Below are 22,012 nucleotides of genomic sequence, written 5' to 3'. Positions count from 1 at the left end.
AAGTCGGACAGAAAAACAAGCAGCGTATCAAAAATCAGGCTTTGAACAACAGTTTCTCCTGGGCCAACTCTTGCACAATCGAATCAAGAATACCATTGATAAACGTTCCGCTCTTCGGCGTACTGTACGCCTTAGCCGCATCGATGTATTCGTTGAGGGTCACATTCACAGGGATATTCGGAAAATGCAGCAACTCGGCCAGGGCCATCTGCATAATATACAAGTCCATGTTCGCCACACGTTCAGACTCCCAGTTTCTCAGATGCCGGTCGATACGCTCGCGATATTCCTCGCCATACAGCAATGTTTTACGGAAGAGTTGAATGGCAAAATCCCGATCTTCCTCATCCTTAAACATCGGCAGCAACTCCTGCCTGCTCCCATGAGCTTCCTCGAAACGTTTGATGGTCTTTATCACAAACGTCTGAATAATCTCGATGTCATCGTTCCAGTAGATACTGATATCTTCGAGTGCATTTTCCAACTCCTCATTCCGGCAAATCAGTTTCCGGAATACGGCGCGCCAGAATTCACGATCGGTTTCATACGAATCGTCCTCACTGTCCTTGTATTCGGCATAAAGCTCGGAATTCAGAATCAGTTCCAGCACCCTTTTCACAAAGTCCGTCTCGTTAACCCATGAGACACCGTGCTCCTTAACGTATGCCTGCAACTTCCCATTGGCTTCGATCTGCCGTGCCAGACGATTATTGACCAGCCGCATGTTCGGATTTAGCTCATCAGAGGTAGGAAGATATTTATGCTTTCGCGTATCCAACTGCCGTTCGTGCAGACGGGTTACCTCGACGATCAGCAACAGGAAATAATAGTATAAATCATACGATCTGCGCAGACTCAAAAAAAGCTCATTTTCAGCCATTTTCAAATCATCACTCCCATTCTGATAGTAAGCAAACACGATTTGCAACACTTTGATGCGGATCAAAACCCTGTTTATCATTGTATGAAAGATCTTCTAAACCTATTTTTAGACCGCAAAGATATACATTCTTTCAATATCTGTTTTCTTTTTTACGACTATAATTAATGAAACAGGCGACAAAGATAATCAATCTCACGCGAGATTTCATCCGTTTCACTGCCGGCGCCCGGTTCAGACCGTCACCTCGCCGATGAGCGAGTATTGCATATAGTCACGCACCTCTTTCGGAGTGAGTCCCTGCCCGAAAAGAAACATCAGCTTGGTGACGGCGCTCTCCGTCGTACTGTCGTAACCGCTCAACACGCCACATTCGAGGAGCGTACGACCTGCCCCGTAACGGTGCATCTCCACACGTCCGCCCGCGCACTGCGTCACATTCACGATCGTAATGCCGCGTTCTACGGCTTCGCGCAACTGCTTGAGAAACCACTCGTCGGTCAGAGCATTGCCGCTTCCAAATGTTTCGAGTACGACGCCTCTCAGGTTCGGGATGTGCAGGACGGATCGAACGACATCTTCCGATATTCCCGGGAAAAGTTTCAGGACCACTACATGCTTATCCATCTCGTAATGCGGTTTGAGTGGTTTAACGAGCTGAGGGTGATAGATCAGGTTCGTCTCGTAGCGGATTGTCACGCCGGCGCGAGCGAGTGCCGGGTAATTGGAGGAATGGAAAGCATTGAAATCGTCGGCATCGATTTTTGTTGTACGATTGCCCCGCATCAACAAGTTCTCAAAAAAGATACAGACTTCGGGCACGACCGGCTTCCCGTTCACCTTCGCAGCAGCGATCTCTACAGCCGTGATTAAATTTTCCTTTCCATCGGTACGCAGCATATTGATGGGTAACTGCGAACCGGTCAGAATAACGGGTTTATTCAGGTTTTCGAGCATAAAACTCAGTGCTGACGCGGTGAATGCCATCGTATCCGTTCCGTGAAGAATCACGAAACCGTCGTATTTATCGTAGTTTTCGACAATCGTCCGCACCATCTTTGCCCACGATTCCGGTCCGATGTCTGACGAATCTAACGGCGGATCGAAAGGAATAAACGATACCGCATGTCCGAGCTTTTTGAGTTCCGGGATATTTTCGCGGATATGGCGGAAATCGAATGCTTCGAGCGAGCCGGTCTCAGAATTCTCTACCATGCCGATGGTTCCTCCCGTATAAATCAACAAAACAGATGCTTTATCAAGTTGTGTCATCATTCAAAAAATTAGATTGCAAAAGTAGAAAAAAACCGGACAAAACATGCTGTTGTTCTGAAATATGATTTATATTTGTCCCCAAACTGCGATTGATCGGCCGAAGCATTGCGGATGTCCGCCGAAAAAGCGCACCGAGGTTGAATAATTTAACTTTATATTACATGACTAATCATTTAGAATGCGTCACCGCACAAAAGAGCCAATGGTACTGGTATTTACTTGTGATATTTATCTGTTTTATGGCAACGAACACCGTTGGAGCCATCTCTCTATTCATTATATTAATAACCCAATGGATACAAAACCCGAAGCCGCTCACCGACATAAACAGCTTTTCGCAAGAAAGTATGATGTCCGGTATCGACTCGAACCTGTATTTAGCTTCTATGGCGTTTTCGTTTGTCGTATTTCTGGCTGTTGCAATATGGATCATCAAAATGTTTCACGGACGGTCATGGACAGAGGTCATTAACGGCACGAAGCGTGTCCGCTGGTCGCGTTTCTTTGTCGGCCTCGCCGTATGGGGCGTTTTGCAGGTTGGGTCGTTTGCGATCAACTATATGACAGACCCCAATAATTTCGAGTTCCGCTTCGAGCCTGTACGGTTTATCTTTCTAACGATCATTACCTTGACGATGATCCCTATTCAGTCTTCGTGCGAAGAATTTGTATTCCGCGGGTATCTGGCGCAAGGCGTCGCTTCATGGACAGGCAGCCGCCTGTGGACGCTCCTGATTCCCTCCGTACTGTTTGCACTCCTGCATTCGGCCAATCCTGAAGTAACCAAATACGGCTTCGGAGTGATGATGGCAAACTATTTTCTTATCGGACTGACATTCGGGCTGATTTCACTGCTCGACGATGGTATCGAACTGGCCATGGGTGCTCATTCAATCAATAATATTCTGGGATCCATGTTGATGACGTATGAAGGATCAGCACTCCGAACCGATGCACTGTTTAAAGCCAAGATCATCAACCCCGGCGAAGATTTGTTCATCGCCGTTATTTCCAGCATCGTGTTTATCGGCATCCTCGCATTCATCTACAAATGGAAATTCGGCATCCTGACACGCCGCGTCCCTCCTCCCTCTCCCGTCCTTTCGTAAAGCCCGATACGGATTACCGTCAAAAGTGAAAAACGAAGAGTGAAGAGTGAAAAGCCCTTCGAGAGTTTAATTGTTGAATTGGTTAGCTGACTGTTAATCCAAAGACTGAGATACTGTCCGCCCTGTTAACGTAAAATTCATTCGATTTTTCGTCCAAAACATTTCAGATTATTTCGAAGAAGAGACGGAATTAGCTTGCTTTTGATAGACCCGCACATAATCGATATAGAAATGGTGAGGAAATAACGCGTCATCAATTCCTTGCTGTCCTCCCCAATTACCTCCGATGGCCAAATTCAGGATAAGGTGAAACTTTTTATCGAAAGGCCATTCGGCATATCCTGTTCCCTCATTGGTAAAAGTGAAAAAATGTTTTTCATCTACATACAGCCGGTATTCTTTCTCTTCCCACTCAAGAGCATACACATGAAAATCGGTCGAATTCGTTGGGATATGGAGCGTCGCGCTTTTCTGTGTCCCCTTAGTATGATTATAACGTTGCGTATGCGCCGTACCCACAATATGATCCGGATCATAACCTACGTTTTCCATGATATCGATTTCGCCACTGGCAGGCCATTTTCCGTACTCCGATTGAGTCGGGAGCATCCAGATAGCCGGCCACGTGCCTTTTCCTCGAGGCAACTTAGCACATATTTCAAAACGTCCGTAGAGCCAGTCTCCTTTTTCTTTCGTGATTAAACGAGCAGACGTATATCGTTTGTTCTCCATGGTTTCCATCCGGGCCGTAATCGTAAGGATACCATTTTTCACAGACGCATTATCGGGGTCGGCCGCCGTATAGTATTGCGCCTCGTTGTTTCCCCAACCCCACGCGTTACCTTGTGTATCGTAGCTCCATTTCGTTGTATCAGGCAGTCCGTCGTAATCGAATTCTTCATTCCACACCAGATTCCATGTCCCGGTCGGAGTAATAATACGCTGAAAATCTTCATTCGGTCGTTTTTCCTCTTTCTGTTTGTTACAAGCAAACAAGATGAGAAAGGCTATCGTAAACAGATACATTTTATAAGTCATCATCATAAATAAGCGTAAAAAGGCGTGCCGGAAGCAGATCCGAAAAACGGAAATACGCTTTCCGACACGACCACACATCTAATCTATCTTCATTTTAAATACCATGGAACCTGATTAATTCCGTCATACCCTCCATACTGTTCATCGATTGCTTTGTGATAATTTTCGGGGTTAGCCGTTTGTTCACTGGTCGGATACATCCATCGTTTGGGATAAGTCGTTTTGTCATCGGGGTTCATACAAGTCGACGCATCAAGCGGATAAACCGGATAGCCGGTACGTAAAAACTGCGGATAGTTTCCCCCGTTCCCCTGAAAGAAGTCGATCAGCCACCGTTGCGTCCAAATTTGTTGGAGACGCTCTTGCTTCGATCCGGATCTGGCATAAGCGGCAGCTCCCGTAAAATAATTTTTGATGTAATCTTTATCGATAGCCATCCCGTGTACATGCTCTTTCGTATGAGGAAGATTCATATAATACTCCAGCATGGCTCGAACCCCTTTCTCGTAATAATCTTTGGCATCGCCTTTCACCCATCCTTCTTCAATCGCTTCGGCAATGATAAAGCATTGCTCCGAATAAGTAAAGATCAGCATCGGTTCTCCGTCAAGGTACAACGGATAACGCTTATTTATTAGCGAATACATTCCCGCGCTGTTATTGACCGCCAATTTCTCGGCCGATAACTCGGTAGGCGCACCTTCGTACGCGTCAAACTCCGACTCCTTCTTTCCTTCTTTGATCAGTTTCTCGGCCGGCTCGGCAAAGTAAAAGAGACGCCGATCGTTCAATTGCTTTAATGCGTCGACACACAACTTCGAGACGGCCGTATACGAACGATGTGTTTCACCATTCCAGAACGGATAGCCGGCATTGGGGTTATCGCTGTAAATAAGTCTGAAATTATCGTCATTACCCTGCATCAGATGACCGGCTGCGACAATTGAGGCGAAGCGTGTTTTCTGTTCGTCGGTAATCTTCCGGCTCAACGTCTGCAAAACTTTCAACTGCATTGCATTGGAGAGCCTTCTCCATTTCTCTGCATCGCCGTTAAACATCATATCGCCATCAAATTTCTCATCGCGGGCGAAAAACTCTTCCGCTTTCCGGAAATCTTCCAGCACTTGTTTAAAAACGTCTTCCTGCTTGTCGTATTTCGGTTTAGTAATCCCTTCATGCGCTTTCCCCGCTTCGGAGTAGGGGACATCTCCCATGTTTAAGGTAGCCGAAAACCCCAACGAAGCTTTTAGAAATAGCTCTAATCCGTTATATGACGGTTCCTGTTTCGTGCCTTTCGAATATTCCGACATCAAGCGCAGATCGGTCAGCCCCGCGTACGCTCCGAAGCCTCCGTAAGGATAGTAAGAGTAGAAATATTGTGCCGGATTCGGATTGGTGCGCAACAGCGCGATATGCTTATTCATAAGATTCGTACCCTGCTGAAAGTCGTCCGGAACAGGATTCCAGAAGCGATACGTATTTTTCAATATTTGCGTTGCGAGCATCTCCGGAGAAACCTTGTTCGGCTGATCCGGATTCTGGTTCATGTCTTCAAAGTTATCGCACGAAGCAATTATGCATGAAGCGATCATGATCACAACGATAGAAATCCAATTTTTCATTGTCATATTCATGTTTAAAAGGTTAGTTTTATGTTTGCTCCCAGATATCGGACAGATGGATCGGCAAAATCTTCGTTTCCACCGTCCGGATCTGAATATTTAAAATCTTTAGCCCATAAGAATACATTCTGTCCGATGAAACTTATCGACGCATTTTTCACAGGTCCCCACTTCTCAAGGAATAATCGTGGCACATGATAAGTGAGGGAGACTTCTCGCAGCTTAATAAACGTCTTTGAATAGATATCGGCAGGGCTTGCAGAGCCTCCCCACGCGCTACTGGCGTGTAGATCCTGCATTGCCTGCTTATAAGTCGTATAAACATCGTTCGGGGCATACGTCCGCGTGTCGCTTGTAATGTTCCCGTCCGTATCGAAAGTGACTTTACCGGATGCGACTTTCACACCTTGTCCCAAATAGTTCAATGACCCCGGATTTTCTACGTCTTTAGCTCTTTCGGGAGTGACGGATTGAGGATGTACTCCCATCTGCCACATATAACTTTCGGTTCGTGTGCCCATCAATCCTCCGACGACTCCATCGAACGAGAGGAACAGCGAAAAATCTTTATACCTCAACGTCGTATGAAAGCCCCATAGCCAATCCGGATCTGAATATCCCATAACGGATTGATATTTGCTTTTTTGAAGACGTCCGTTATGATAAATATAATCATTCGTTCCCGGAACTTTCATAAAATCATTGGCAACGTAGGCATCTACACGTTCTCCTTTTTTGATCCATGGTTTTTTAGTCGAATAGACTGAATCGAGTTGAGTATAAACACGCTTATAAGTAGACCAGTTGAATGCCATATCCCACTGCCATTCTTGCGTTTTTATGGGGGTAGCCGTTACGGAAACCTCCCATCCCCGACGTGAGATTCGTTCGTCAAGATTAACAAATATATTCGTCATTCCGGAAGCCGGAGAGATACTTGCATTTTTCAAAAAGTCATACATATTCTTGTCGTAATAGGAAACATCGACCGACAATCTGTTTTTAAGGAAGATACCTTGCATCCCGACTTCATACGTTTGCGACGCATTGGGACGGACAGAGGCCGGATAAATGGTATGAGGTGCCGAAGCTCCGTTCATGTTATTCCAGGTGCCCGTAGTTACGGAAAATCCCTGATTGATGGCGTAAATAGCGGCCGGAGTTTTGGATTGAGTCCAAGAGCTTCTGATTTTTAATAAATCCAACCATGTTCGGGTTGATTCGGGCAATAATTCGGAGACGACGAAACTTCCCGATACTGAAGGATAGAAATAAGACATATCGGACTTCGGTACATGAGGACCGGCCAATGTGGAACTCCAGTCGTTTCGTCCGGTTACTTCGGCATAGATCATCTTATTCCAGGCCAGTGCAAGCCGGCCAAAGAGGGAGTTTACCTGTTGTTCGTGCATGCTTTCTCCTATTTTGGGTGGCTTTACCGATGCTTTGAGTGAGAAGAAGCCCGGAGCGAAAATCCCTCCATCCGTTTGAGCATTGATGTTATCATCTCTTCTGTAGAAGATCGTTCCGCCGGCCAGATAATCGACTTCAAGTCGGTCGAAGACCGTTCGATTTCCTGTAAGCAGAAAATCATTGTTCATACTGAATCCCTGTGTTCGTCCGGTCAGATAAGCTCCCGTTTTCGTTCCGTTCCATGTATAAGGATTTCCGGGAATACCGGTATCGCCTGTCGATACGAACGACCCTCGTGATACTCGAAGTTTTCCGCGGTCGATATAAAAATCCAGTCCCGATCTTACGGTAGCCTTGAGCCATTCCGCGATTTGATAGCTTGCGGACAAATCGGCGTTGAATATATCTCTGGAGACCTCGTTTGTTTTTTCATAACTGTCGAAATACGGATTATTAACCTGACTTCTGTACGTATAATTCTGTATTTCTCCTTCTTTTAGCCAATAATTATTTTTATAATCCAGAATATTAAAATCGGCTGAAGAGTTGATGAGCAGAGAATACATCGGGTCATATCCTTTATACGAATTAAAGCCCATATTAGGCGACTCTCTTTTCGCATACGACATGTTGGAGGATAATTGAAATTTCCCGAGCTGAATATCGCCTCCTAATGTATAAGAATACTTATTCAGCCGGGAATTAGGATACAGTCCTTTATTTTGAGTCCAGTTAACAGAGCTTCGCAAAGCGATTTCTTTTCCTTTAAAAGAGACGTTTACGTTGTTATTAGTTATGTATCCTTTTTCAAGAAAATTCTTGAAGTTATTTTTTCCGACGGGAAGATATTCATAATCGCGATATTCTTTCAGGAACGGGTCCCATTGATTCTTAATCGATCCGTCCATAAACGTGCCCCATGATTCGGTCGAATTTTTATCGTATGCGTTATCTTTTCCACGTCCATATACGCTTTGTTTTTCGGGAACGGCCAAATAACCGGACGAAAATAACGTATTAGTCGTGAAATCGACTGTTACACCGATCTTCCCCGAACTTCCGTTCTTGGTTGTAATCAAAATAGCTCCGTTCGAACCTCTGAAACCATAAAGAGCCGAAGCTGTAGCTCCTTTAAGCACGTTAATGGATTCGATATCTTCGGACGAAATATCGCGTAACGTCTTATTGGCATACGCCACTCCGTCGATGACTAAGAGAGGTTCCTCGCCACGAATCGTGATGGATTGAACAACGTTGAAATCAGTCGGATTTCGTACTAAAAGTCCCGCGATTTTTCCGGTAAGCGAGGTGCTGACATCTACTCCCGATACTTTTTGCAAGCTTTCACCATCGATTTTTTGTACGGCATATCCTAAGGCTTTCTCTTCCCGTTTAATGCCTAAGGCTGTTACAACCACTTCGCCCAATGCCTTTGTATCTTCTTCCAGAACAACCTCGAATGAGGTCTTTCCTGTCGTACGAAGTATTACATCACGATATCCAAGGTACGATATTTTCAAAATAGCTCCCTGATTTACTTCCAAAGTAAACGCACCGTCCGCGTTACTGATCGTTCCGTTGCCGGATGCGCCCTCTTCTATAATATTGGCTCCGACAACAGGTTCGTTTTGCGTGTCAGTAATACGTCCACGTACAACTACTTTACTCTTTTGACTTTTAACTCCTTTTTCAATCAGAGCGATAATCAGATTATTCTTCTCGTAGGTAACATTCGTATCGGCAAGTAATTCACGCATTACGGCATCGATGCTCGCATCCGTAACTCGTAAGGAACATTTGTGATTCAATACGGTTAATGATTCGCTGTAAAAAAAACGATAATCACTGACTTTTTCTATTTCGCCAAGCGCTTGTCGCAAAGGTACATTTTGTATGTTTACAGTAATCTGCGAATAGACCGGCAAAACCAAAAACAACGGTACAAGAAAAACAAAGAGTCTTTTCAAACTCCATGTTTCGTTTTTCTTTTGTAATAGATTCTCATTCATAGACAAAAAGTTAAATTAATATGATACAAACTGCCTCAAACGTATAAACTTTGTGAAAACATGTATATAGAATACAGTTTGCTCAAAATTTTACGCTATCGAATCGTTGTCTTTAATATTCTTTAACTACCCGTCTTTATGATAGAGGATAATAACAGTATCTTTTACGTCATACCGCATCGGCGAGGTTAGCGATAATATATCAAGTGCGTTCTTAATCCCGTTACTTCCGAGTGTTCCAGTAAAACGCATCGGACGGAGTTCTTCCGAAGCTACCCGGATATTTACATTATAAATCCTCGATAACGTCGCAGCTATGTCATAATATGTCTGATTATGAAAATAAAGGCTTCCTTTTTTCCATTCGATAAAATGGGAAGCCTGCACCCGGTCCGTAACAAATCGTTGTGTTTTTTTATCGAAAAGGATACGCTGATTTACTTGCAGCGTTTTTTCCTGTCCTGAAGCCACTACTCTTATTTTTCCTTCGAGCAGAACGGCCGAAGCCTCTTGATCCGCCTCATACGAGCGCACATTAAACGATGTTCCTAAGGCTTGAATATCTATCGATGGCGTTTTTACCGTAAAAGGGCAGTCGGCATCGGGTTTAACCTCAAAATATCCTTCGCCTTCCAAATAAACGACCCGTTCATTGCGGTTGAACCGATCATCGTATCGGAGAGTAGAAGCGGAATTGATCCAAACTTTACTACCATCGGGGAGTATCGCTTCCGCTTTCTCGCCTTCTTGCGTTGTAAAAACGGTAGGAGTCGCGTGCCGACCGTCTTCCGACATGAAATAATAAACTGTTATTCCGGAAATCAAAGGCAGTAAAAGAATAGCCGCCCATTGTAATATTTTTTTGCGGTAGGACAGAAGAAAAGAACGTTTTGTTTTTTGCTCGATATCCTGTATAATCGCGCGAAATACTTTCTGTTGCAAATGAGGATGAATAGCATGTTCGGTTTCGGCAAGCCGGTTTTCAAAATAACGTTGTATATCTTTATTGATATACATAATAGCCTGTAATTCATCAATTTCTTCTTCCGATATCTCGTTACGAAGAAACTTTTCAAAAATATCTATATAATGTTGATCGATCATTTTTCGTTTTCTCTTTTTATATAGTACAGTTTAAGAACCATATTCCGCTAAGAGATTCTCTTCTTCTTATAAAAAAGACAACATCCAGAAAAAGAAGAACAGTTTATCATAATCTTTTTCGCATTGTTTTCGTACGAATTTGGTGGCTAACGTAAGTTGAGTCTCTACCGTACTGACCGAGATCTGCATCATCTCGGCAATCTGTTTGGTCGATAAATCTTTTAACCGGCTTAAAATAAAAATCTTTTTTCGCGCCGGAGGCAATTTATCCGCTACTTGATGTAAATACTCTTCAAACCATTTTCGATCGATTTCTTTTTCTATATCGTTGTCGCAGAAAGATTTTTCACGAGCTAAATTTTCCTGATAAAGAAATTCGATCGTTTGCCGTTGATATCGATTAAAAAGCATATTCTTTGCGATAGAAGACAGATAGAAAAGAATTGATTTTTGCGGATTTACCTGCGGATGTATTTCCCATAGCTTAACAAATGTGGCTTGAAGAATCTCTTCCGCCATATATTGATTACCATGCGAAAGCGTGATAATAAAATGATACAGTTTTCCCGCGTATTGTTTATAAATGGCTTCAAAGGCTTCCTTCGAACCATTTTTCAGAGCCTCAAGGATGTTGGTATCGTTAACCATTAAATTTATAATAGAATATCCCCAATAATAATATGACAACTGTTTTTCACTTGTTGGGTTTTGCGCAATTTTGCCCCCCAACCGATTTCCGGACAGTTTGCCATCGTTTTTTTTCTAAATCTGCATATCTAACAAATAATCAACTGTTTTTAATCCCAAAAATAATACATTACGGTCAAGAAAAATCACCCATGGATAACTTTTAAATATATTTAACCCTTTTGGGATCGTATCCTATCTACAGAAAAAGTGATTGTGCTTTATCCGCAAAAGAGTTTGATCGGTGCATCATGCAAATAATCGAGTCATTGGTATTCTTTTCGATCATCTGCTGTGTAAAGAATATAAAAAAAGCCATTCTCGACTAGTTTTTTCCCCAGTCTGTCAAGAAAAAAAAGCAATGTATCGATATGATCGCTCCCATGATTGGGAGGAACAAAAAAATTGTACCTTTGCGCAGGTAAAGAACATCCGGATGACTCCTTTTCTACAACAGATCGCAACCTTGTTTTACGAGACGTACGGCACCGACGTACAGCAGATGGTTTTCGTGTTTCCCAACCGTCGCGCCGGACTGTTTTTCCGCAAATACCTCTCGCAAGCAGCCGGTCGACCGATTTTTTCACCCACCATACGAACCATCAGCGAACTGTTCGCACAATTGAGCGACAAGCAACCGGCCGACCGGTTGCAAATGCTCTTCCTCCTTTATCATATCTACATCCGCCACAGCGGTGCGAAGGAGACATTCGACGATTTCGTGTTCTGGGGTGAGATGCTACTCAACGATTTCGACGATGTGGACAAATATATGGCCGACGCACGCCAGTTGTTTACGAACGTGACCGACTTGCATGAAGTAGAGAGAGATTGGAGCTACCTGCAAACGCATCAGATCGAGGCTATCCGCGCGTTCTGGTCGTCGTTCCGTCCCGGCGAAGAAGGGGCGAGTCGCCGCTACTTCCTAAGCGTCTGGCAGATGCTCTATGCCGTCTACCGCGAGCTGCGCGACACGCTGGCCGCGCAAGGCAAAGGGTACGAAGGGATGATCAGCCGTGAGGTCGTCGAACGTATCGAGCGTGAAGGCGCTTGCCGGCTGCCTTACTCGAAGGTGATTTTCGTCGGGTTAAGCGCCCTCTCGAAAACGGAACACACCCTGCTGCAACTCCTGAAGCAACAAGAGATTGCCGACTTTTACTGGGATACCGGTACGGGCGACAAGGTTCTGGACTCGGACAACCGGGCGTCGTACTTCGTGCGCGAATACGTGAAGGAGTTTCCTTCGTTGTTGAAACGTCCTCCGGAGCCGCCGCACACGCCCGACATTACGCTGATCGGCATCCCTTCACGCATCGGGCAGGCCAAACAGGTGCATGCCCTGCTCGAAGAAGCACTGGGCGGACGCGACGAGATGAGCGCCGACGAAGCCTTACGCACGGCCGTGGTACTGCCCGACGAACAACTGCTCATCCCCGTGCTTCATTCCGTGCCCGAAGCCATTCGGCACATCAACGTCACGCTGGGCTATCCGCTTTCCGGCACGCCCGTAGCCTCCTTGATGGAAGCCGTGCTCGCATTGCGAAAAAACATGCGCGTTATCGACGGAAAGCCCTGCTTTTATCATCGCGAGGTCTTGCCCGTGCTTAATCACCGGTATATTCAGGCTACGTCGCCCGCCGAGATCGTCGCCATCGTCAGGCAGATTACCGACAACAACCGCATCTACATCGCCGCGGCCGACCTGCAACAGACGCCTCTGCTCACGCTGATCTTCGACCCCGCGCCAACGACCGCCGACGTCTCATCCTACCTCATCGCCGTGCTTCAAGAGCTGAACCGCATACTCTCCGCCCAACGCATCGAGCGAGATGCCGACGACGAAGAGGAACCCACCGGCATGGACGAGCTGGAGCAGGAATTTGTTTACCATTATTTCACGACGGTCAACCGGATGAGAGACCTTATCGGAGCGTCGCGCATCGAAATGTCGGTCGATACGTACACGCGACTGCTCGAACGGCTCACCGAAACGATCACGATCCCTTTCCGCGGCGAACCGTTGTCGGGACTTCAGGTCATGGGAGTGCTCGAAACGCGCGTGCTTGATTTTGGAAGGCTGATCGTGCTCTCCGTGAACGAAGGCTTTTTCCCCGCCCGCAAAGCCGCCGCCTCCTTCATCCCCTATAACCTGAGGCGCGGCTTCGGACTGCCCACCTACGAACATCAGGACAGCATCTGGGCTTATCATTTCTACCGGATGATCGCGCGCGCCAAACATGTCACGCTGCTCTATGACACGCGTACCGACGGATTAAACACGGGTGAAGTAAGCCGCTATGTGCATCAGCTGCGTTACCATTACGAAACGCCGCTGCGTGAAAAGTTAGTCGTTTACAACATCGCCTCCTCAAGGCCCCCGGCCTTGCAAGTGGTCAAAACCGAAGAGACCCTCCGCCACCTCGACGACTTTTTGCAAAGCGGCACGCGGGCGCTCTCGGCCAGCACCATCAACATGTACTTAGACTGCCCGTTGAAATTCTACTTCTCTTCGGTCGAAAAACTCAAGGAGGAAGAAGAAGTAGTGGAGAACGTCGATAATCGTGTGTTCGGAAATATCCTGCATCAAGTTATGGAAGAATCGTACCGTCCCTACTGCGGAGCGCAAGTAACGGCCGATCTGTTGCGACTCGCGGCCGACGAAAAGGGACTCACCGAAAAAATCCGGCGTGCATTCGCCGAACTCTTTTTCCATACTGCCGAGCCGCACCCCCTGAACGGACAGAGTTACCTGACCGGCGAGATGATCCGAAAATATGTACGTAAAATCTTTGAACGCGACCGCCGTCTCACCCCCTTTCGTTACGTAGCCTCGGAGATGGAAATTCGCCATCCGTTCACTCTTACCGACGGACGAACGGTGAACCTCAAAGGCTTTATCGACCGTCTCGACGAAGTGCGCGACACCATCCGCGTAGTAGATTACAAAACCGGCATGAAGAAAGACATGCGCTTCAAAACCGTAGAAAACCTCTTTGATCGCACCGACGAGAAACGTCAATCCGCCATCATGCAGGTCTTCACCTATGCATGGATGTATGGCGATCGAAGCAACGGCATGCCCATACAACCCTCGATCTACTACGTACGCCACCTCTTTGCCCACGAATTCGACCCGTCCGTCTACCGAGGCAAAGAAAAAGAGCCGGTCACCGACTTTGCCGTCCTCCGCGATGAGTTCGAAGACAACCTGCGCCATTGCCTTGACGAGGTGTTCGATCCCTCCGTTCCCTTCGGACAAACAATCCACACCAAAAAATGTTCTTATTGCCCTTTTACCGACATCTGCGGAAGATAAATCGTTCATGATCAACCACTCTTTTTTACCTTGTGTTAATTCCTCTCACAGATGGCTTGTTCCTTGATTTTATTTCTATCTTTGCCCCAACGTATTTATTAATTAACAACATAATTAAAAGAGCTATGAGAAAGCACAATTTTTATGCTGGGCCCTCGATTTTGAGCGAGTACACGATTAAGAACACGGCTGACGCCGTATTGAATTTTGCAGGCACGGGATTGTCACTGTTGGAAGTATCCCATCGCGGGAAAGAATTTGTGGCCGTCAACGATGAAGCACGCGCATTAGTTAAAGAGCTGCTTCATGTGCCGGAGACACACGAAGTCGTCTTCCTCGGCGGTGGCGCGAGCCTCCAATTCTGCATGGTACCCTACAACCTGTTGAAGAAAAAAGCCTCCTACCTCGACACCGGTACATGGGCATCGAAAGCCATCAAAGAAGCGAAGTTCTTCGGCGAAGTAGACCTTGTAGCCTCGTCGAAAGACAAAAACTACACGTACATCCCCAAGAACTACACTCTTGCACCGGATACGGAGTATTTCCACATCACGACGAACAACACCATCTACGGAACAGAGATTCATGACATCCCACAGGTGAACGTACCTCTCGTGGCCGACATGTCGTCCGACATTTTCTCCCGTCCGGTCGATGTTTCCAAATATGACGTCATCTATGCCGGAGCACAGAAAAACCTCGCACCCGCCGGCGTGACGATCATCATCGTTCGCAAAGACGCACTCGGAAAAGTGGAACGTCCCATCCCGACCATGCTGAACTACCAGACGCATATCGATAAAGATTCGATGTTCAACACTCCGCCCGTATTGCCGATCTTCGCCGCACTGCAAACGCTGAAATGGTATAAGGAACAAGGAGGCGTCAAGGTGTTACAGAAGAAGAATCAGGAAAAAGCGGCCGTGCTGTACGACGAAATCGACCGCAACAAACTCTTCCGCGGTACGGCAGTGCCCGAAGACCGTTCGTTGATGAATGTCTGCTTCGTCATGAACGACGAATACAAAGAACTTGAAAGCTCGTTCGCCGAATTTGCTGCTGCTGCTGGAATGGTCGGTATCAAGGGACATCGTTCGGTAGGCGGCTTCCGCGCATCGCTCTACAACGCTATGCCCCTCGAGAGCGTAAAAGCATTAGTCGAAACAATGAAGGAATTTGAGAAAAAGAAAGGCTAATGGTCAATTGTTAATGGTCAATTGTCAATGAAGAAAGGCAATGTGCTGGAGAGTAAAAGCTTCGCTTTTTCGATTCGTATCGTGAAATTATACACCTATTTATGTGATGAGAAAAAGGAGTTTTGTATGTCGAAACAATTGTTACGCTCCGGGACATCGATCGGAGCCAACATTGCCGAAAGCACACAGGCCGAGTCTGATTTGGATTTTATCCATAAATTGGCAATTGCACAAAAAGAATGTTCGGAGTCTATGTATTGGCTTCGTTTACTCGAAGCAACCGATTATCTGAATTCGCGTGAATCGGGATCTTTACTGGCAGATTGTACCGAGCTGATTAAACTCTTGACAAGCATTATCAAAACAAAGAAAAAACAGATTGTTGAAAAGAATAACCATTAACAATTAACAACTGACAATTAATTATCATGAAAGTCTTAATTGCAACAGAAAAACCGTTTGCCGCTGTGGCAGTGAAAGGAATCCGTGACGCTGTAGAACAAGCCGGAATGGAATGTGTGCTGTTGGAAAAATATACCGATAAAGCCCAACTGCTCGATGCCGTGAAAGATGCGGACGCACTTATCGTCCGCAGCGATAAGGTCGACAGCGAAGTGCTGGATGCGGCCAAGCAACTGAAAATTGTCGTGCGCGCCGGCGCAGGCTATGACAACGTAGACCTCGAGGCCGCGACAGCGCACAACGTATGCGTGATGAATACGCCGGGGCAAAACTCGAACGCCGTGGCCGAGCTGGCATTAGGCTTGATGGTGTACGGCGTACGCGGCCTGTTCAACGGTTCTTCCGGCACCGAACTGTTAGGTAAGAAACTCGGAATCCATGCGTATGGAAACATCGGACGCCTCGTCGCACGCATCGCCAAAGGGTTCGGGATGGAGGTCTACGCCTACCATCACTCACGCCCCGCCAGCATCATCGAGGCTGACGGTGTGAAAGCCGTTTCATCGGCCGAAGAATTGTACAAAACGTGCCAGTTCATCTCCTTGCATGTTCCGTCCAGACCCGAAACGAAAAACCTGATCGGTTACGATCTGCTTTCCGGCATGCCCAAGGGAGCCATGCTCATCAACACGGCACGCAAGGAAGTGGTTAACGAGGCCGATCTGGTCAAGGTGATGGAAGAACGCCCCGACTTCAAGTACCTCACGGACATCATGCCGGGCAATCATGCCGAACTGACCGAGAAGTTTGCCGGACGCTACTTCAGTACTCCCAAGAAAATGGGTGCACAAACGGCCGAAGCCAACATCAACGCCGGCATCGCCGCAGCCAACCAGATTGTGGACTTCCTGAAGAACGGTAATCGAACATTTCAGGTAAACAAGTAATGAACCGGAAAGACCTCCCGCAGATCATGCACACAATCGTTATTATCGTGTTTGCGATTACGATTTCGGGAGGTCTTTTAATATGAATCCAACATGAAAATTAAACCTTTCAAAGGCATACGTCCGCCGAAGGACGTAGTGGAACAGGTACAGTCTCGCCCTTACGACGTGTTGAACTCCGAAGAAGCGCGTGCCGAAGCGCAGGGTAACGAAAAGTCGCTCTATCACATCATCAAACCCGAAATAGACTTCCCCGTCGGCACCGACGAGCATGACCCGAAAGTCTATGAGAAAGCGGCGGAGAACTTCAAAACGTTTCAAGACAAAGGGTGGCTGGTACAGGACGATAAAGAACAGTACTACATCTACGCCCAGACGATGGATGGAAAGACTCAGTATGGGCTAGTGGTTTGCGCTTATGTCGAAGACTATATGACCGGCAAAATCAAGAAGCACGAACTCACGCGCCGCGACAAGGAAGAGGACCGCATGAAACACGTGCGGGTGAACAACGCCAATATCGAGCCCGTATTCTTCGCTTATCCCGAAAACGGAGAGATCGACGCACTTGTGGCCCAATATACGGCCGGGCAGCCCGAATATGATTTTACGGCCGCGTTAGACGGTTTCCGTCATACGTTCTGGGTGATTAACGATGAGGCCGATATCCGGCGCATCACCGAACTGTTTGCAGCCATGCCGGCCATGTATATCGCCGACGGGCATCACCGTTCGGCCGCGGCCGCGCTCGTCGGCGCCGAGAAAGCGCAGCAAAACCCGAACCATCGCGGCGATGAGGAATATAACTACTTCATGGCTGTTTGTTTTCCGGCCAACCAATTGACGATTATCGATTACAACCGCGTCGTGAAAGACCTGAACGGACTGTCGGACGAAGCTTTTCTGGACAGACTCTCCAAACACTTTACCGTCGAAAAGAAAGGTCCGGAGATTTTCAAACCGACACGTCTGCACGAGTTCTCGCTCTACCTCAGCGGAAACTGGTATTCGCTCACGGCCAAACCGGGAACGTATGATGACAATGACCCGATTGGCGTGCTCGACGTAACGATCTCATCGAACCTGATTCTCGACGAAATTCTTGGAATCAAAGATTTACGTAGTGATAAACGGATCGACTTCGTCGGCGGTATCCGTGGATTAGGCGAGTTGAAAAAACGGGTCGACAGCGGCGAAATGAAAGTGGCGCTTGCGCTCTACCCCGTCTCGATGAAGCAATTGATCGACATCGCCGATACAGGCAATATCATGCCGCCCAAAACGACGTGGTTCGAACCGAAACTGCGTTCGGGACTGGTAATCCATAAACTGACTTAAAAAAAACGACGGAGCGCGGAGGATCAAGAGATACCTCGCGCTTCGTTTTTTTATGACTATGATAAAAAACATTGTATTCGATATGGGAGGCGTGCTGGTAGACCTCTCGCGTGAGCGTTCCGTCCGTCAGTTCAAGGCCTTGGGAGTCAGCGACGCGTCCGACCTCATCAATCCTTACAGCCACAACGGACTGTTCGGTTCGCTTGAAAACGGTGACATCACAACGCTCGAATTCTGCCAACTATTATCCGATCATTGCGGAAAAGAACTTCACCCCGATGCCATCCGTGAAGCATGGAAGAGCATGGTCAATCCTGCGCCCGTCTATAAGCTCGATTATATTCTGGAACTCCGTAAACAATACAAATGCTACGTGCTGAGCAATAACAACGATATGATCGTGGAATGGGCAAAAACGAGCGACTTCTCCGAGGCCCGCCGCCCGATTTCCGACTATTTCGACCGGATGTATTTCTCGTACGAACTGAAATGCATGAAACCCCATCCCGAAATTTTCCGGAAAATGATCGCCGACAGCGGCATCATCCCCTCCGAATCTTTATATATCGACGATGGCATACAGCATCTCGAAACGGCAAGGTCGTTAGGATTCGTAACCTTGCTTGCCGAAAACGGCAAAGACTGGCGAGCCGATGTCGACCGATGCCTGAAACAACTTTGATCTCGGCACTCGTTGTACCTTCTCACCGTATCTGCAGAAAGCAAAAAATCTATGCAAATCATTTGCATATTCAGGATTTTTTCACGAATATTGCATGTTTAAATCGGATGAGGTGAGATGATGAATGAAGATGCATTATGAATCTGAAAGATAGAGAATTAAATAAATGGATAGAACGATACTCCCGGCCACTTCTTGAAAGGGCGCGATATTTACTTTCAGACAAAGAGGATGCGATGGATATGGTTCAGGAAGTTTTCATCACAGCGCATTCGGCATATCATACGTTTCAGGGTAAAAGTGATCCTCTCACGTGGTTGTACAATATCCTCCGTAACAAAACAGCAGATTTTTACAGGAAGAAATACAAAGCTCCATCCACCATAAGTCTGTCTCATTTTTTTGACGAAACAGGCTTTTGGAAAGATGGAAATGTGCTCAACTATTGGAATGATGACACCGATCATCTTACAGACAATACAGAATTTAACGACACTTTGGAAAACTGCATAGATCGCCTTCCGCCCAAATGGAAGCTTCTCGTAAAATTATATTACCTCCAGGAAAAGAAAGCCATCGAGATTTGTCAGGAAATTGGACTTACAACGACTAATTTATGGAAAGTATTGCAACGGAGTCGTTTGCAATTGAGAGAATGTTTGGAACGAAACTGGTTTGAACAATAATGAATGCAACATTAAATAAATGGATACACCTTCTCATTCTGCCATGTAGCAAAGCTACTTTGCTGATTGAGAGAGAGACTGCGGGAGAACTCTCATTTGTAAAAAGAATACGGTTATCGCTTCATCTGTATTTTTGTAAATGGTGTCGTGCCTATTACCGAAAAGTAAAACAGTTAGACCGTATTTTACGAAATAAACGGAAAGAATACACAAAAGAATCTTTTCATACTGATGAAATCCAACTATTTAAGGAGAACATAAAAAAAAAGATGCATTTTTAGTCTTTTCTTTTGTCAGGATTTTAAAGAATCGGCGACTAAAGTAACGAAACAAATTTCCAATAATGGTTATTTGAACTCTTTATAAAAACTGACAAATGAATAAAAGACATATTATCTTTATTACAATTGCTGTAACACGATTTCTCAAATCCATCGCGGACTCGTTGTTCCGAAATGGGAAATTCGTTCTTATTCAAGCAAAATATATCGACTGCATGGCTGTTCGTCCGGTTTACGATACCGTCTTCTCGAAAAAAACGGAATCTATCGAAACAGCAATTTGCATTCCGATGAGGAATGCATGCTCAAGTCATGTTTTTACGGATAACTATATTCAATCATATATTAACCAAAACCCTAATTTTATTTATTAAATTCTTAGTTTATATGAAAAAAAATCAGATGAAAGCCATGATTTTGGCGGGTGGAATTGTATCCTCATGTTTGTTTGTTTCGTGCGATAAGGCTGACGACAAAATGGAAAAAGGTTCGGAAAAAAGGACCATTTCTTTTGAAAATGTCGTCGCAGTGAAAGATTTTGTAGAGAGCGGTTTTTTCAAAGGCGAAGGAGATGAAAAAGTAAAAGAACCGATCATTCTACCAGGGAGCTCCGTAAGTTTCAAATTTCATGCCGGTAAAACACAGGCTTTGATGTTTGCAACAATGTACGGTGCGTCAAAAGATTGGTTCTTTGCATCACAACAGCCAGGTATTAAGCTATATGATGAACAGGGAAAAGCAATGACCGGAGACGTATCCTCGTACGTGAAACTATGGGATAACGGCACGAAGAACGACCAAACAGGGGCCGTCGAGTCCAAGCCGGTTATGGAAGTAAACGGAGTGAATGCAGCCCAATTGATGAAACTCAGTTTGAATTACAATGAATCTTCATCCGAATTCACATTGACCATATCCAACATCTCGAAAGGTACGAAACATGAAACTCCTTTTTCCCCGGGCATTTGGGCCGTTTCTAACTATAACGGAAAAAAATTATTGGCTGAAATGCCTTTTTTTACCCCCGGAAAAGTTTCCAATCCTGAAATTACGGCTATCGCTCAAATGGGAAAGATTGATAAGATGTTGGCAAAACTGAAGGCAAACACGGGGATTATGACCGGTATATCTCCTGCTTTGGTCGTTGTCTATTCCGGAACGAAGAACCCAATATATGAATTGGGGAAAAAAGATAACGGAATGGGATTGAAAGAGCTGTCTCAATCGGGAAATATGGAAAAAATCATGAATTCACTGAAAAAGACGGCCGGAGTCAAAAGGGTTTATGTTGCAGGTAATACCCCTGTAGCACCCGGACAAAAAATAATGACCGGTTTTGAAGCAATGAAAGGTGACAAGATTGCGTATGCTACCATGTTCGGTTTTTCCAATGACTGGTTTTATGCCAATGAAAAAGAAATATCAGCCTTATATAAAGGAAATGTTACTTTACAAACGGCTTTATTGGACTCGGGCACAGGGGTCGATCAGTATCCCGGAGCAGGAAATAAACAGGCTCTTTTCGGAGGGACTCCGGAACAAGAAAGCATGCCGATATCCATCGTTGGAAAGAAATTTCCCGTACCGGAAGTAAATCAGGTGCTTAAAATTACGATTGAATAGATTTTCTTACATTTATAAAAAGAATATGGACAAGAGGGTAATCGATTGAAGTTCACCCTCTTGTTTATTTTACTTCATACCTTGTCTTTATTCAAAACACCTTATAATACATAAACGTTCCATTTGAAGCAGGGCTAAATCCTTATCGGATATTCTGACCTCAATTTTTATCCGTTCGTATATAAAAAACAGTTTTCCCACCTCTAATTCACACAAAAATTACTACAATTTATTCTAAAACCACTTTAAAAGTGATATAAAGACACGAATCGATTGATAAAAGCCAAAGCCATAACAGACTAAAAAAATACCAACTTAATCAAAAAAGGCATATTTCTTTATTTTTTTTGAAAAAAGTCGAATTTAATGATAAAAATAATAATTTTGCAAGCAGTATCAACAAT

Annotated in this window: 16 protein-coding genes; 9 read left to right on the top strand and 7 right to left on the bottom strand. The window is 45.5% G+C overall.

Going from position 1 to position 22,012, the window contains the following annotated elements:
• Nucleotides 1-34: 34 nt before the first annotated feature.
• Both nusB and Tanf_RS09180 read right to left on the bottom strand, forming a co-directional pair.
• The gene (nusB, locus tag Tanf_RS09185; protein ID WP_046825659.1) at nucleotides 35-961 is read right to left on the bottom strand and encodes a transcription antitermination factor NusB; all 927 of its coding nucleotides are present in this window, start codon (nucleotides 959-961) and stop codon (nucleotides 35-37) included.
• Between the two features lie 153 nt (nucleotides 962-1,114).
• Nucleotides 1,115-2,155 carry an asparaginase gene (locus Tanf_RS09180; protein WP_046825658.1) on the bottom strand — a complete coding sequence of 347 codons (1,041 nt, stop codon included), beginning with the start codon at nucleotides 2,153-2,155 and terminating at the stop codon, nucleotides 1,115-1,117.
• Nucleotides 2,156-2,316: 161 nt separating this feature from the next.
• Between Tanf_RS09180 and Tanf_RS09175 the strand changes: the two genes are divergently transcribed.
• The gene (locus Tanf_RS09175) at nucleotides 2,317-3,264 is read left to right on the top strand and encodes a CPBP family intramembrane glutamic endopeptidase (protein ID WP_080948608.1); all 948 of its coding nucleotides are present in this window, start codon (nucleotides 2,317-2,319) and stop codon (nucleotides 3,262-3,264) included.
• A 168-nt stretch (nucleotides 3,265-3,432) separates the two neighbouring features.
• On the opposite strand, the gene Tanf_RS09170 is transcribed toward Tanf_RS09175, so the two are convergent.
• From Tanf_RS09170 to Tanf_RS09150, 5 genes are all read right to left on the bottom strand, one after another.
• Entirely contained in the window at nucleotides 3,433-4,308 is an 876-nt protein-coding gene (locus tag Tanf_RS09170) for a glycoside hydrolase family 16 protein (RefSeq protein WP_046825656.1), read from the bottom strand.
• An 83-nt stretch (nucleotides 4,309-4,391) separates the two neighbouring features.
• Nucleotides 4,392-5,924 carry a SusD/RagB family nutrient-binding outer membrane lipoprotein gene (locus Tanf_RS09165; protein ID WP_161794959.1) on the bottom strand — a complete coding sequence of 511 codons (1,533 nt, stop codon included), beginning with the start codon at nucleotides 5,922-5,924 and terminating at the stop codon, nucleotides 4,392-4,394.
• 14 nt (nucleotides 5,925-5,938) lie between these two features.
• Nucleotides 5,939-9,304, bottom strand: a complete 3,366-nt coding sequence (locus tag Tanf_RS09160) for a SusC/RagA family TonB-linked outer membrane protein (protein WP_161794958.1) — start codon at nucleotides 9,302-9,304, stop codon at nucleotides 5,939-5,941.
• Between the two features lie 168 nt (nucleotides 9,305-9,472).
• Nucleotides 9,473-10,450, bottom strand: a complete 978-nt coding sequence (locus Tanf_RS09155; protein ID WP_046825654.1) for a FecR family protein — start codon at nucleotides 10,448-10,450, stop codon at nucleotides 9,473-9,475.
• Nucleotides 10,451-10,516: 66 nt separating this feature from the next.
• Nucleotides 10,517-11,098: an RNA polymerase sigma-70 factor gene (locus tag Tanf_RS09150; protein WP_046825653.1), complete on the bottom strand. Its 582-nt coding sequence runs from the start codon at nucleotides 11,096-11,098 to the stop codon at nucleotides 10,517-10,519.
• A gap of 475 nt (nucleotides 11,099-11,573) precedes the next feature.
• On the opposite strand from Tanf_RS09150, the gene Tanf_RS09145 reads away from it, so the two are divergent.
• From Tanf_RS09145 to Tanf_RS09100, 8 genes are all read left to right on the top strand, one after another.
• A complete protein-coding gene (locus tag Tanf_RS09145) occupies nucleotides 11,574-14,453 on the top strand; it encodes a PD-(D/E)XK nuclease family protein (protein WP_046825672.1) in 2,880 nt (959 codons plus the stop codon).
• 125 nt (nucleotides 14,454-14,578) lie between these two features.
• Entirely contained in the window at nucleotides 14,579-15,649 is a 1,071-nt protein-coding gene (serC, locus tag Tanf_RS09140; RefSeq protein WP_041590523.1) for a 3-phosphoserine/phosphohydroxythreonine transaminase, read from the top strand.
• Between the two features lie 27 nt (nucleotides 15,650-15,676).
• The gene (locus Tanf_RS09135) at nucleotides 15,677-16,051 is read left to right on the top strand and encodes a four helix bundle protein (protein WP_014223665.1); all 375 of its coding nucleotides are present in this window, start codon (nucleotides 15,677-15,679) and stop codon (nucleotides 16,049-16,051) included.
• A gap of 26 nt (nucleotides 16,052-16,077) precedes the next feature.
• Nucleotides 16,078-16,998, top strand: a complete 921-nt coding sequence (locus Tanf_RS09130; protein ID WP_014223666.1) for a 3-phosphoglycerate dehydrogenase — start codon at nucleotides 16,078-16,080, stop codon at nucleotides 16,996-16,998.
• A gap of 93 nt (nucleotides 16,999-17,091) precedes the next feature.
• Nucleotides 17,092-18,336, top strand: coding sequence for a DUF1015 domain-containing protein (locus Tanf_RS09125; RefSeq protein ID WP_046825652.1), 1,245 nt, complete (start codon nucleotides 17,092-17,094; stop codon nucleotides 18,334-18,336).
• A gap of 58 nt (nucleotides 18,337-18,394) precedes the next feature.
• Nucleotides 18,395-19,018, top strand: a complete 624-nt coding sequence (locus tag Tanf_RS09120) for an HAD family hydrolase (RefSeq protein WP_236684419.1) — start codon at nucleotides 18,395-18,397, stop codon at nucleotides 19,016-19,018.
• A gap of 137 nt (nucleotides 19,019-19,155) precedes the next feature.
• A complete protein-coding gene (locus tag Tanf_RS09115) occupies nucleotides 19,156-19,704 on the top strand; it encodes an RNA polymerase sigma factor (RefSeq protein WP_014223670.1) in 549 nt (182 codons plus the stop codon).
• A 683-nt stretch (nucleotides 19,705-20,387) separates the two neighbouring features.
• Complete coding sequence (locus Tanf_RS09100; protein ID WP_236684418.1) at nucleotides 20,388-21,608, top strand: spondin domain-containing protein; 1,221 nt, start codon at nucleotides 20,388-20,390, stop codon at nucleotides 21,606-21,608.
• The last annotated feature ends 404 nt before the right edge of the window (nucleotides 21,609-22,012 follow it).

It is taken from the genome of Tannerella forsythia (assembly GCF_001006485.1).
In the GTDB taxonomy this organism is placed as follows: Bacteria; Bacteroidota; Bacteroidia; order Bacteroidales; family Tannerellaceae; genus Tannerella; species Tannerella forsythia.
This window is presented reverse-complemented; position numbering and strand designations above follow the sequence as displayed.

Coding starts and splice junctions, on each gene's coding strand:
- nusB (WP_046825659.1), bottom strand. CDS start 961: ATGATAAACAGGGTTTTGATCCGCATCAAAGTGTTGCAAATCGTGTTT.
- Tanf_RS09180 (WP_046825658.1), bottom strand. CDS start 2,155: ATGATGACACAACTTGATAAAGCATCTGTTTTGTTGATTTATACGGGA.
- Tanf_RS09175 (WP_080948608.1), top strand. CDS start 2,317: ATGACTAATCATTTAGAATGCGTCACCGCACAAAAGAGCCAATGGTAC.
- Tanf_RS09170 (WP_046825656.1), bottom strand. CDS start 4,308: ATGATGATGACTTATAAAATGTATCTGTTTACGATAGCCTTTCTCATC.
- Tanf_RS09165 (WP_161794959.1), bottom strand. CDS start 5,924: ATGAAAAATTGGATTTCTATCGTTGTGATCATGATCGCTTCATGCATA.
- Tanf_RS09155 (WP_046825654.1), bottom strand. CDS start 10,450: ATGATCGATCAACATTATATAGATATTTTTGAAAAGTTTCTTCGTAAC.
- Tanf_RS09150 (WP_046825653.1), bottom strand. CDS start 11,098: ATGGTTAACGATACCAACATCCTTGAGGCTCTGAAAAATGGTTCGAAG.
- Tanf_RS09145 (WP_046825672.1), top strand. CDS start 11,574: ATGACTCCTTTTCTACAACAGATCGCAACCTTGTTTTACGAGACGTAC.
- serC (WP_041590523.1), top strand. CDS start 14,579: ATGAGAAAGCACAATTTTTATGCTGGGCCCTCGATTTTGAGCGAGTAC.
- Tanf_RS09135 (WP_014223665.1), top strand. CDS start 15,677: ATGAAGAAAGGCAATGTGCTGGAGAGTAAAAGCTTCGCTTTTTCGATT.
- Tanf_RS09130 (WP_014223666.1), top strand. CDS start 16,078: ATGAAAGTCTTAATTGCAACAGAAAAACCGTTTGCCGCTGTGGCAGTG.
- Tanf_RS09125 (WP_046825652.1), top strand. CDS start 17,092: ATGAAAATTAAACCTTTCAAAGGCATACGTCCGCCGAAGGACGTAGTG.
- Tanf_RS09120 (WP_236684419.1), top strand. CDS start 18,395: ATGATAAAAAACATTGTATTCGATATGGGAGGCGTGCTGGTAGACCTC.
- Tanf_RS09115 (WP_014223670.1), top strand. CDS start 19,156: ATGAATCTGAAAGATAGAGAATTAAATAAATGGATAGAACGATACTCC.
- Tanf_RS09100 (WP_236684418.1), top strand. CDS start 20,388: ATGAAAGCCATGATTTTGGCGGGTGGAATTGTATCCTCATGTTTGTTT.